This window comes from Serratia sp. (in: enterobacteria) (genome assembly GCF_051654945.1).
Lineage (GTDB): Bacteria > Pseudomonadota > Gammaproteobacteria > Enterobacterales > Enterobacteriaceae > Chania.
In genome coordinates this window covers 17,640-30,117 of record NZ_JBOFZA010000057.1, presented here as the reverse complement: position 1 = coordinate 30,117, position 12,478 = coordinate 17,640, and the positions used below count along the sequence as shown (strand labels likewise).

At 50.3% G+C, this 12,478-nt stretch carries 6 protein-coding genes and 4 pseudogenes; 5 read left to right on the top strand and 5 right to left on the bottom strand.

The window, feature by feature from the left end:
* Positions 1-141 (bottom strand): annotated as a pseudogene (locus ACRDCA_RS08905) (IS66 family transposase); the annotation flags it as partial.
* Between ACRDCA_RS08905 and ACRDCA_RS08900 the strand changes: the two are divergent.
* From ACRDCA_RS08900 to ACRDCA_RS08885, 4 genes and pseudogenes are all read left to right on the top strand, one after another.
* Positions 135-1,244 (top strand): annotated as a pseudogene (locus ACRDCA_RS08900) (transposase); the annotation flags it as partial. The pseudogenes ACRDCA_RS08905 and ACRDCA_RS08900 sit on opposite strands and share 7 nt — an antisense overlap.
* A 599-nt stretch (positions 1,245-1,843) precedes the next feature.
* Positions 1,844-3,031 carry an ROK family transcriptional regulator gene (locus ACRDCA_RS08895; protein ID WP_438689217.1) on the top strand — a complete coding sequence of 396 codons (1,188 nt, stop codon included), beginning with the start codon at positions 1,844-1,846 and terminating at the stop codon, positions 3,029-3,031.
* 196 nt (positions 3,032-3,227) lie between these two features.
* Positions 3,228-4,505, top strand: coding sequence for a hypothetical protein (locus ACRDCA_RS08890; protein WP_438689216.1), 1,278 nt, complete (start codon positions 3,228-3,230; stop codon positions 4,503-4,505).
* Positions 4,506-4,520: 15 nt separating this feature from the next.
* Entirely contained in the window at positions 4,521-5,687 is a 1,167-nt protein-coding gene (locus ACRDCA_RS08885) for an MFS transporter (protein WP_438689215.1), read from the top strand.
* A 107-nt stretch (positions 5,688-5,794) separates the two neighbouring features.
* On the opposite strand, the pseudogene ACRDCA_RS08880 reads toward ACRDCA_RS08885, so the two are convergent.
* The 3 genes and pseudogenes from ACRDCA_RS08880 to ACRDCA_RS08870 all read right to left on the bottom strand — a co-directional run.
* A pseudogene (locus tag ACRDCA_RS08880) lies at positions 5,795-6,988 on the bottom strand (HdeD family acid-resistance protein); the annotation flags it as partial.
* Between the two features lie 138 nt (positions 6,989-7,126).
* Positions 7,127-8,029, bottom strand: coding sequence for an endonuclease/exonuclease/phosphatase family protein (locus ACRDCA_RS08875; RefSeq protein ID WP_438689214.1), 903 nt, complete (start codon positions 8,027-8,029; stop codon positions 7,127-7,129).
* Between the two features lie 211 nt (positions 8,030-8,240).
* On the bottom strand, positions 8,241-8,888 hold the full coding sequence (locus tag ACRDCA_RS08870) for a recombinase family protein (RefSeq protein WP_438689213.1): 648 nt from the start codon (positions 8,886-8,888) through the stop codon (positions 8,241-8,243).
* 167 nt (positions 8,889-9,055) lie between these two features.
* Here ACRDCA_RS08870 and ACRDCA_RS08865 point away from each other — a divergent pair, with 167 nt between their 5' ends.
* Positions 9,056-12,043 (top strand): Tn3 family transposase, encoded by a 2,988-nt coding sequence (locus ACRDCA_RS08865; protein ID WP_438689212.1) that lies wholly within the window; start codon positions 9,056-9,058, stop codon positions 12,041-12,043.
* 22 nt (positions 12,044-12,065) lie between these two features.
* On the opposite strand, the pseudogene ACRDCA_RS08860 reads toward ACRDCA_RS08865, so the two are convergent.
* Positions 12,066-12,258: pseudogene (locus ACRDCA_RS08860) on the bottom strand (IS91 family transposase); the annotation flags it as partial.
* Between the last annotated feature and the right edge of the window lie 220 nt (positions 12,259-12,478).

Below are 12,478 nucleotides of genomic sequence, written 5' to 3'. Positions count from 1 at the left end.
TATCGCTGCTCGCTCCCCACCTTCGTCTGAGCCTGCGAACAACCAGTTTTTCCGGCCCAGAGCCACACCGCGCAGGGCGTTTTCCGCGATGTTGTTGTCGATCTCCGCCCAGCCGTTACTGCAGTACAGATTCAGCGCAGGCAACCAATCTTGGCGTGGTTGCTATGAGTACCAGCGTTAACGATATCACTGTCGACATGCTGCGGCATATATTGCAGTTTTACGTGCGGGAAGACACGATTAAAGCCGCCAGTGCAGAAATTGTAAATCAGCATCATCAGCTTCCTTTCAGTCAGGTACACGGTTCGGGGCAATTGTCGTCTTCTGATGCGCAGCGTTTCAGAATCAGGGCAGACAGCCTCCTTGCGGCCTATTATCCACGCTATTATGGTTATTACGAAAAGGCGATTGGGATATATACGCACGTATCAGATCAATACTCGGTGTACAGCACAAAAGCGATTTCCTGTAATCCAAGAGAAGCCTTATATGTACTTGACGGGATTCTGGAAAACAACACGATCCTGAAAATTCGCGAGCATACTACTGATACCCATGGTTATACCGAAATAATTTTCGCACTGTGTTATCTGCTTGGATATTACTTTATGCCACGAATAAAAGATTTGAAAGATCAACAACTTTATCGGGTTGACCGTACGGTTAATTATGGTGTTTTCACACCATTACTGAATAAAACGGCAGATCTGGATATTATTGAAGAACAATGGTATGCGATGATTCATGTATCGCAATCTCTCAAAGAACGCACAGCACCGGCCCATGTTATCGTAGAGAGGCTCACCAACAGTTTTCCATCTGATCGTCTTTCTAAGGCGTTTACCAATCTGGGGCGAATTATTAAGACGGAATATATTCTGCGCTATATGACCGATCACGATTTGCGTCGTACGGTCCAGCTTCAGCTAAATAAAGGCGAATACCGACATAAGTTACCCAGATGGATCTTTTTTGCAAATCAGGGCGAATTCACAACCGGTGATTACGAAGAAATCATGAATAAAGCCAGCGCCCTGAGTCTGGTATCTAATGCAATCCTGTACTGGAACACATCTAGAATAAGCAACATTGTTGAGGGATTACGTGAAAATGGTGAGGTTATTGATGATGACGTATTAGCCCATATATCTTTACTACCCTATAAACACGTATTACCCAATGGAACTTACTTTGTTGATGGCGAACCTTACGGTACTGAGCCTACCGAAAGGGCAAAACCGTAAGTTTCTGTTCAAATGCTCCCGCTGGTCCGGTTGTAATGTGATACAGCCAGCGATTGAAACTTGATACACCGCATTGAGAAGATGGTTGCTTTTCGGAGCAGCTTTGAAACCCAACGAGGTGTATGTGGAAATTCAATTGTTGAATAAGCATGGCTGTATCACATTACAACCGCTGCTCACACTTTCTGTTTTCGCCGTAGATTGAGACGCTCAGAGCCTATGTTCAAAGTCAGTCAACACCTGACCGATCTTTAAAGCCCCCGTCCATATTGGAGGAGGGTTTACGCCGTTTTTAGCTAACCATGAACCGTTGTGTACCTGATTGACTATCTTGACAGGCGCAGCAGCGCCCCTACACATCGAGATGTTTTTGGCTTTGTCATCCAACTCATCATCTCCTCCTCAAGCAGGATGCGGCCGCCAGCAGCAACGGCATCCCGTCATTTTGTGATCCGCTACATAAAAATATACAAAACAAACTATGTGGCAAAAATAACGCTTTATATGAGCGTATAAATGACGATATGGTAAACAAAATCAGGGTGATTAACTCATTTACCACCAAATTAGTTTTGTTTAAAAACTAAAAGGACGATACTTTGAACCTGAATGTTCCCAATACGCTACGCCAAATGAACGCTTGTGTGGTTCTCAATGTGATCCGGGAAAACTCGCCGCTTTCGCGCGCTCAGATAGCCAAGGCTACCGGGATAACTAAAGCAACGATCTCGGAAATCGTCAGCGATCTGCTGGCAGAGAAGATCATCTATGAAAGCGGCGTGAGCGAAGGCGGCGGCCTCGGGCGCAAAGGCATTCTGGTTAACTTCGAACCTAACCATGGGCTAGGCATCGGTATCGACTTGGGTGGCACCAAAATCACCTTCTCGCTGTTCAACCTCAATGCGGAACTGTTGGCTCAGCATCAGGAGCCCACTTATAACGTGACAACTCGCCGGGCGTTTCTAGACCTGTTCAGCGCCAGCATTCAAGCATTTATCCAACGCCATAGCGTTCCGCGCGACAAACTGAAGGTCATCGGCGTTGCTACACCGGGCATTGTCGATTATCGCAGCGGAATGGTGCTTGAAGGCTCACCCAACCTGCCCGAATGGGACAACATGCCGCTCGCCGCCGAACTGGGCGCGCGCCTCAATGTCAGAGTCGTGCTGGAGAACGACATTCGAGCGGCGCTGATTGGTGAAATGTGGCGCGGAAAATGTCGGCACGTACACAGCGCTGCTCTGATTGGCATCGGCACCGGGCTGGGATCTGCGCTGCTGATGGACGGAAAAATCATCCGGGGGGTCAATAATGCGGCGGGTGAAATCGGTTATATGCTGTTTGAACGTAATCATCTTAACCAGAACTGGAAAAATAAAGGCTGCTTTGAAAATTATTGTTCCGGTTCCGGGCTTAAGGAAAGGATGGCGGCGCTTAGCGGCAACGCCATGAATGCCAATGAGATATTAGCCGCCGCAGTAGCAGGTGAAACCCTATCTGTGATGCTGCTTGAGGAATTGGCGGATTATCTTACCATCGGCATTCTCAACATGGTGACCATCGCCAACTTTGAGAAGGTCATTCTCACCGGCGGCGTTTCCCATTCCGCGGCCCTTTTTATGCCTCGGGTACAAGCCAATCTCGACAGACACTTGTTTGCCAACACCAGGGTATCAGTTGAACTTTCTGAATTGAAAGAACAAGCTCCGCTATACGGGATCGCCATGCTGGCTCTCCACGCGGTTTATCCTTCTATTCAGTTTATGCCTGATACACAACTTATATAGATGCAAACCTATGGATTTCAAATTGCAGCCTGGCAACGCGCTTATTCATCCTACGGAGCTTACCTCGCTAAGTGACTGGGATGACAGATCGGTTAGAAGCAGATTTGAACGCTGCTTGCAGCGGCCAGATGAGTAAAAGCGGCAACTTGAATGACGGAGGTTATAAGCAATCAGAAAGCACCAGAAGGAGTACCACATGGCCGGGATCCATATACACCCTCACGATATCCTTGATGAAGGCATTGGTCCGATACTCGATCGCATCAGCAAGATGAACGGCGTGGATCACCTATTTGTCGAGGTGAATACCATCTTTGAACGCAACCCTTACCCGGCCGGACGCCTACCGCACAATCCCAAACATGAGTGTGTGCAAGGAACCGCCACGCTGCATGTCAAACTCGACATACAGCCGCAACATCTGTACCAGCGCGTAGACCCGACGATCATTGCCGGGCAGGATCCGTTGCTGGACCTGAAACAGGCTACCGACGGCAGCCACTATCGGGTCATCCCCTGGGCCAACATTCTCAATGGAGACTTTGGCGGACAGGTTTCAGAAAATCAGGTGGTCGATTTTCGCGGCGATCCGGTGGAACACTGGTTATGCCCCAATGGCCCGAATGTCATTGAGCTCTGGAAGACCACGTTCAGCGCCATCAATGCGCAATATGGTTATTCCACCTTCCTGATTGATCGTATCCGCTACCCGGATTGGGCAGGTAAAAGCGTCAGCCCCAGAGGGTTATTCACCTGCTTCTGCCCACACTGCCAACACGAAATGACCGTGCTCGGCATTCATGTTGACGCAGTCCGCGCGCGCCTGGAAGCGTTGGCCGTTCAAATGCGCACCGGACACTACGACGCCACGGTAGATGCGCTGCTGGCAGACGAGCTGCTGCAACGGTGGATCGCATTCCGCCAACATAGCGTCTCCCGCTTCGTGCAGCGTCTGCTATCTGAAATTAGCGCCATCGATGGTGGGGATACGGATCTATGGCTCGATCTGTGGCCGCCCGCCTATTCCTGGATTTTAGGCCAGGATTACCAGGCCCTCACCCGTTCGTCCAAAGCGTTGAAACACTTCCCGTATCACAAGTTGGGCGGCGGAGCGGACGTGCAAGGATTGATTGAATATTTCGCCAGGGATGAATCGCAGCGCGAAAGCGCATTCCGCGCCTTTATGCGCCTGTTCGATTTGCCTTATGACATCAGTTATCAGCAATTCAAGGCGGAAGGATTCCCGATTGTATTCGTGAAACAGCAAAACAATCTGGTGCGTGAGAAATCGCAGCCCGGCACCTTTATTTACAGTGGGATCCAGATGTGGAATCTCTCCCCTGAGGCACTGCTGGAAACAATCGACGCAGCAGAACGCAGCGACTGCGACGATTTGCTCTATTACTGCTACGGCTGGGCGGAACAAGAACTTTTCGACGCCGTAGGCAATCACTATCCGCAAGCTAACGGCTAACCTGAGGAAATCGTTATGGCTAACCAACAAAAATGGAAAGTATTTTTCCTGCTGTTTGTCACCATGTTTCTTCTTGGCGGCATACAGAATACCAAGGGTCTTATTCTGGAGCAGGTTCAACACGATATCAATCTGAACATGGGGCAGATAGGTACGCTGATCATGTTCTTCCAGATTGGCTTTCTGTTTGCCAGCCTGCTTACCGGTTACTTTACCGATAAGAAGGGCCTGAAGATCATGATGCTGATAGGCTCACTGATGATGGCCGTCGGTCTGGTCGGCACCAGTCTGGCGTTCAGCGTGCTGTTGTTCTTCGGTTTTTACCTGATCGTCGGGCTGGGTATCGGTTCGATGCTGGTATCGATTATTACCGTGATCCCGACTTTCTATAAAGAGAAAGCTGGCATGATGTTCAACTTCTCCAATGCCATGTTTGGTGTGGGCATGATAGTCACCCCGTTAATTTTACAACAGCTCTTTTCTCACCAGGTTTCTTGGCGCCTGTTTTACGTCGGCATCGCAGTGATTGTGGCGATTATTATTCTGGTCCTAAGCAGCCTGAAATTGGAAAAGGCACAAGGTATGGAGATGCAGCTGTCTGATTTCATGCATCTACTCAGCCAAGGACGTTTAATGTTGGTAGTCGGCTTTATCCTGTTCTATGTTGCTGCGGAAGCCGCTTTCCTGAACTTCTTCCCCATATTCTACAGTTCTCTCGATATCGCTGGCGCAAGTGCGCAGGAGAAGATGGCGACGGCGGCGTATGTTATCTCCAGCTTTGCCATACTGTTCACCATAGGGCGTTTTATCGGCGGATTTATCAACCTCAAGCTGGGCGATCGCAAAACGCTGATCCTGTTTTCACTGTTCTCGCTGATTGCCATCATCGCCAGCCGCTACTTTGCCACTCACTTTGTCTATCTGTTTATGGTATTCGGCTTCGCCATGTCCGTATTGTTCCCAACCGCCTCCGCCGTTGCGACTAAACTCACGGACAAGAGCGGCTCTACCATGGGGTTGATTTATGTGGCATCAGGGATAGGCGGCGCGTTTGCAGGGTGGCTGATTGGTCAGGTTTCCCAGATGTACAGTGTCTCGTTGGGTTTCAATCTGATTATTGCCTTTGTCGCGGTGTTCTTTGTGCTGACGTTATTTATTCGTGAAGAACAGGGGAAAGCCTGAAGGCGGCAATCCGAGCACCACGCCAAGTGAAAATCGCTTACGTCTGCCTGTAAAGGGTGATTGAAAGAGTTCGGGCGTACCGCATTGCGTGCGCTCGAAGGTTTTGTCTACGACTTTCTGCCGCTCTGGCGTTCACGCCATTTGTCGGAGAGTCGTTGATACCAAGGCTCAGGTATCGGATGAACAATACTGCGCAGCGCCCGGGCGTAATCCATCACCAGCCCCGGCGTCCAGGCCATGGAGAGCGCACGTTTACGCACCTGGGCGGCAATCCATAACTCAGGCATGAACAACGTTCGCAGCGTGGCGCGCAGGTTTTTGCTCTGCTCAGAAAGCACGCCATCCAGCGAGGCCTCTAACGCATACGCTACGCTGCTTGAGCAGTTGCGGTAGGTCAGGTTGTAAGTGGTGGTCATCCGATAGCCCTGCCAGTAGCGCTGCAGCGCCATTCCGTTGTACTTATGAAAGTGGATCTTGCGGTCCGAGTCGCACCAGTCTGTTGCCTCAGTGGCGTAGTCCGGCTGGAATATACCGGGCACGTTATTGTCCTGGGTCGCTTTCAGGATATTAAGGAATTCAGAAGGCGTGCGGTCGATATCGGCTGAGGGATAGAGGCTGATATAGACATCCGGCGGCAGCTCAAGCGCGGCATGCCCGGTGGAAATAACGCCATCGGTATCCACCGCCGCGATGTAACGGTTAATTACGGGTCGGGAAACGGGGGAGGTATTAGCTATTGTGCCCTCCGGTGTCCAGATATGAACCGTTAATGGCCCGCTGAAATCAGTACGGACAGTGTCATGATTATCGGGGCGCGGCGTCGGGTGCTTTTTAAAGTCATACCGCAGGTCAGAAGGGGCCAGCAGCTCGAATATCGACAACCCTTCACGAACTTGGCTCACCCGGAGCGCCAGCCGCACCGTATTGATGCCACTAATTAACATCAGTGTCCCCAGGAAAACCGATACTGTGGCTTTGTAGTGCGTCGGATAAGGGCTGAACATGAAAATCGCAAACAGAATTTGCGCAATGCCACTCAGGACAGCGCCTTTCCACTGGGGATACCTGACCACCCACGCAGAAGAAATCACGAACAGGCCAATCACGAAGAAGGCGAAGCCAAAAACGATAGCCAGCAGCAGGTTGCTGTAGGGCTTATCCGAGAGGATAAGAATGGCTACGAAGGAAAAGCTCCCCCCTTTGAAGTAGAGCACGGCTTTTTGCGCCCCCACGCCGCCGGAGGCGATGCTCAGCGTCACCAGGCTTTCAAGCAGCAGCAGGGCACCGAACGTGCGTAAAGGGGTCAGTTTGGATATCGAAAATTATTGTACGTTAAGACTGCTTTTTGAACAGGAACGGGGATGGGTTTTACGCTTTGAGCTGGCGAGTTCAGCCAGCCAACAGAAACAGGGCTTCCATCAGGAAAGCCCTATGTCATTTTACTGTTCTGTGAGTTCAATCTCGGCAATAACCGGTAGATGATCACTGGCCGCCGACCAGTTAAACTCTGGAGAATTATGCGGAATTTCGAGCTTTTTCGTGTCCCATTTTTGCCCTTTGAAGGTAAAAATATGGTCGATATCAATCGCGGGATTGACTGCCGGCCAGCTGCGGGTGTCGGTTCCTGGCTTCGAGACTTCATTAAAGAAATAACCTATCTCTTTTACCGGCTGCTCTTCGCGCGTGGAATTGAAATCACCGGCCAGGATCTTAATGGCAGAGGCAATATCCTTAAAATCAGAAGGCGCATCACCGATACTCAGATCCAACAGGTAACGAGCCTGTTCGGTACGAATTGTGGGATCTTTTTGCCAGTCGAGATGCGTTACCATGATTATCGGTGCAGAATCAAACCCCGGAACCTCGACTTGCACCAGCAGGGCAACGCGCTGTTCGGCATTGCCCGATGGCAACTTAACCACCTGTGAATGCAGAATTTTATATTTTGATAGCAGCCCCAGACCATATTCACCGTCGTCAAAATCCAGCGCCTTACCAAACACGTAATGCATTTTATTAGCATCGGCAATAGTCTTTAACTGATCGATTTTCTGACTACGCTGGGTTTTGTTATCCACTTCCGGTATCGCAATAATGTCAGCGTTAATTTTTTTAATCGCTGAATTAAGTGCCGTAAAATCAGTTACATTATCGGAGGCTTCGTTCTTACCGATATTATAGGTGGCTATTCGCAGCGTTGGCTTATGCTGGGTGTATACTTTATCGGGCACCCCACCTTTTTGCACGGCAAGTATCTCATTACCTGCAAGTTTATCAGAAGCCTGTACGTGGGCCACCAGACATGCCAGTGCCGCTATAGTCAGTGCAAAACGTCTTTTCATCAAGTTCTTAGTCCCTGTTTTTAAAAATATAGTAGTGATGGTATCAAGTGCAACCATTCAGTTTTGAGAGGCGTTGCACAAACTTATAACGCAACGAAAATTAAGTAGGCGGGGATTTTAAGGAACTATCCTTGTGTTGCTTAGGGGGGGCAGTTTTGATATCGGAAATTATTGTCGTTAAGCCTGACTTTTGACCAGCCCCTCTCAGTATCTATTCGACTTCTGTCTGTATCTTCCGGTACAGTGCCTGAATTCGACATATCTGGGAGGGACTGTATCCTGTCGCATCAGCTGTTTCCCTTATACTCAGCTTTTTTATCTGGCGGTAATACAGCACTTTCTGGTGCCGCTCCTGGTCCGCCTGTTTCCCCCTGTATTTACCCAGCGTATGAGCCCGTTCAATTCCTTGTTTTTGCCGCTGGCGGCGACTCAGCCAGTCCTTATGTGACATTGCGGCCATCAGGTCGATAAGCATGTTATTGATGGCGGTTATTACTGCGCGGGTGATTGGGTCGGCCTGCGAAGGAGCCTTATCTGACAGTGCCTGCCATGACGTGGGGACATCCAGACTGACAATTCGCAATTCATGTTGTTCTATCTGCTTTTTCAGCGTCATCCAGTCGCTGTTGCTGAGACGGGTCAGTCGGTCTATCTGCTCGACCAGCAAGATATCATTGTGGTGACTGTCCATCAGTAAGCGCCCCAATTCTGGGCGGTCAAGTTTTGTACCGCTGATATTATCCCGGTAGTAGCTGGCGATTTTATGCCCTCGTTCCTGAACGAACCGCTCAAGCATCTCTTTTGCCCTATCGGCAAACTGATCTTCTGTCGATGCCCTTAAATAAGCTCTGATAAACATTCTTTCACCGTGTTATCGCATTTAGGTTATTGCATTTAATCTATCGCATATAGGTTATGTCATTCATCGCGTGTCGTCACATTTTGATTATGGCGTCAGGGTGTACCCTTATGCGATAACCATTTTTGTTAAAAATAGCGCATCTAATAATTTATGAGGGAAACTATATGGCAAGGAGGCAGATTCTTTCTCTGTCGGAAAGAGAATCATTACTGGCATTACCGGACGATGAGTTAACGCTGACCCGAATGACCTATTTCAGTGAACATGATCTGGCACTTATCAGTGCCCACCGTAAACCCGCCAGCCGTTTTGGTTTTGCCGTCCTTCTTTGCTATCTGAAAAATGTCGGCTTTGCCCCGGATAAAAAAATCCCACCCTCTGATGCGCTGCTGAAGCATATCGCCAGCAGGCTAAAGCTTACCGGGGATCTCTGGCCTGCTTACCTTTCCGGCAGGGATACCACCCGGCGTGAGCATTTAACCGAACTCTACCGCTATCTTGGCGTAAAGGCGTTCACGGGCAAAATACAGCAGGACTGTATTACACACCTGCTGCCGATGGCGACGCGCACCGATAAAGGAATTCTCCTGGCCGAAGAGTTACTGGTCTATCTCCGGCAGAACAACGTGATAATCCCCGCGATTGATGTCGTGGAGCGTACCTGTGCGGAGGCCATGGCAGGCGGCGATAAAATCGTATTTCAGACCCTGAATGCCCCGTTAACTCCGGCTCACAGGGATGCCCTGGATCGTTTACTTGAGTCATCGGATAATCAGTCGTCCAGGCTGACATGGCTTCTGCAACCGCCGGGTAAAATCAATGGTAAGAACGTGCTCCAACATCTCGATCGGCTCAGTAGCATTGAATCGCTGGCATTGCCGGAAGGTATAGATCGTACCATTCACCAGAACCGGTTACTGAAACTGGCGCGGGAAGGCCGAAAGATGAGCCGCCGGGATTTGACCCGATTTTCAGCAGCCCGGCGTCATGCGATCCTGGTGTGCGTGCTGGAAGAGGCCCGGGCCACACTGACAGACGAAGTGATTGAGCTGCATGAGCGCATGCTGAACAGCCTTTTCAGCAAAGCCAAAAGAACACAGGCTGAGCGCCTTCAGCAGACCGGCAAGCTGATCCAGTCAAAACTGAGGCAGTACATTGATGTCGGTCAGGCGCTGTCTGATGCCCGTGATTCCGGTGGCGATCCATGGCTCGCAATAGAAAACATACTCCCATGGCCTGAATTTGTCGCCAGTCTGGAGGAAACACGGCATCTCGCCAGAAAAAATAATTTTGACCCGCTGCATATTATTACTGAGAAATACACCACATTACGGAAATATGCCCCGCGCATGTTGTCAGCTTTACAGCTAGTCGCAACTCCGGCAGCGCAACCTCTGGCTGATGCGCTGGTTGTGATCAAGGATATGTACTGGAAGCAGTCACGTAAAGTTCCGGCCACCGCGCCGCTTGAGTTTGTCCCCGAAAGTTGGCGCAAGGTGGTAATTACACCTGCGGGTGTTGACCGGCAGTACTATGAATTTTGTGCGCTCAGCGAGCTTAAGGGGGCCTTGCGCTCCGGGGACATCTGGGTTAAAGGTTCACGTCGCTACAAAAATTTTGATGATTACCTCATTCCCAAAAAGGACTTTGACAAACTCACACCAGCGCTGCCACTGCCCGTATCTGCTGATTATCATGAGTACATTACCAACCGTATGACCCTGCTTCAGTCCAGGCTTGAAGAGGTCAATGCCATGGCTGCCCTTGGTGAACTGCCCGATGTGGAAATATCTGACAAGGGCGTAAAAGTCTCTCCGCTGGATAACAGCGTTCCGGTGCAGGTTTCACCGCTGGCAGAGCTGGTTTACAGCATGCTACCGCGCCCTAAAATCACGGAAATTCTCGATGAGGTAAACAGCTGGACGACGTTTACCCGACATTTTTCGCATATAAAAAATGACATTACCCGTCCCGATACCCGCCTGCTTCTCACCACCATTCTTGCGGATGGCATCAATCTTGGCCTGACCAAAATGGCGGAAGCCTGCCCCGGTAGCACCAAATCATCACTCGAAGATATTCAGGCATGGTACATCCGCGACGAAACCTATTCAGCAGCCCTTGCAGAGCTGGTAAACGCGCAGGGGAAAAGGCCGCTGGCGGCATTCTGGGGAGACGGGACAACATCATCATCAGATGGACAGAATTTCAGAACAGGCAGCTCAGGCCGTTACGCAGGGCAGGTTAACCCGAAATACGGGCAGGAGCCCGGACGTCAGTTTTATACCCATATTTCGGATCAATACAGCCCGTTTTACACCTGCATAATCAGTCGGGTCAGGGATTCAACCCATGTGCTCGATGGCTTGCTGTACCACGAAAGCGACCTGGAAATCAGGGAGCATTACACCGATACAGCGGGTTTCACCGATCATGTCTTTGCCCTGATGCATCTGCTGGGATTTGCGTTCTGTCCGCGAATCAGGGATCTCCACGACAAGAAGCTGTTTATCAAAGGGAAAGCGGACCAATACCCGGCGCTTCAGTCGCTGGTATCAACGACCAGCCTGAATCTGAAAGAGATCGAAATTCACTGGCGTGAAGTGCTGCGTCTGGCGACCTCGATAAAGCAGGGAACAGTGACGGCATCCCTGATGCTGAAAAAGCTTGCCAGCTACCCCAAGCAAAATGGACTTGCCAAAGCATTGAGGGAAATAGGCCGTATTGAACGAACTCTGTTTATGCTCGACTGGTTCCGCGATCCGGCACTTCGTCGGCGAGTACAGGCGGGACTGAATAAAGGAGAAGCCCGTAACGCGCTGGCGCGTGCGGTATTTATGCACCGGCTGGGAGAAATCAGGGACAGAAAACCGGAAAATCAGAGCTACCGCGCCAGTGGACTGACGTTGCTGACGGCTGCTATCTCGCTGTGGAATACCGTCTATATGGAAAGAGCGGTCGATGCCCTGAAGCGTAAAGGGGTGAAGATCAACGAGCAACTGCTGTCGCATTTGTCCCCGCTAGGCTGGGAACACATCAATCTGACAGGCGATTATATCTGGAAGAGTAACCGGATACCGGCTTCCGGTAAGTTTCGTCGGCTGAGGCCAGCTAAAGTCGAAAGGTCAAAAAACAACCTTAACGTACAATAATTTTCGATATCCAAACTGACCCCTGGCAGAGAAAGCGAGAGTGCGTACAGTCAGGTGAAGCGCAGCAATAGCGGCGCACGCCCATGGCGCAGGTCCCGCAGGCGAGCGACGGAGAGTTTGGTCCAGTCGGTGAGCTGATGGCCATTCTTATCGAGGAAGCGATCCCAGCCGTCATCGTGCTGGAACAGGAGCTTTGCGGGTCGCGGTATGTACATGAAAGACAGTATAAAATAGGGCGATGAGGGTGGAAAGGACTTCGGCTGCGTAGCAGACGAGCTCACGCCGCAGGCGTGCTATCGTTCCCGAGGGATTAGCCATCGCGAGGTGGTTTATTTACGCTGTTCTTCGGGCATTCGGTAAAATGCCCATTTTACCGATATCAGAAATAGAGCCAAGTTCGCAATAACACCACCTTTTAGTTATCTTATTGAATAA

Coding starts and splice junctions, on each gene's coding strand:
- ACRDCA_RS08870 (WP_438689213.1), bottom strand. CDS start 8,888: ATGTTTATCAGAGCTTATTTAAGGGCATCGACAGAAGATCAGTTTGCC.
- ACRDCA_RS08875 (WP_438689214.1), bottom strand. CDS start 8,029: ATGAAAAGACGTTTTGCACTGACTATAGCGGCACTGGCATGTCTGGTG.
- ACRDCA_RS08890 (WP_438689216.1), top strand. CDS start 3,228: ATGGCCGGGATCCATATACACCCTCACGATATCCTTGATGAAGGCATT.
- ACRDCA_RS08865 (WP_438689212.1), top strand. CDS start 9,056: ATGGCAAGGAGGCAGATTCTTTCTCTGTCGGAAAGAGAATCATTACTG.
- ACRDCA_RS08885 (WP_438689215.1), top strand. CDS start 4,521: ATGGCTAACCAACAAAAATGGAAAGTATTTTTCCTGCTGTTTGTCACC.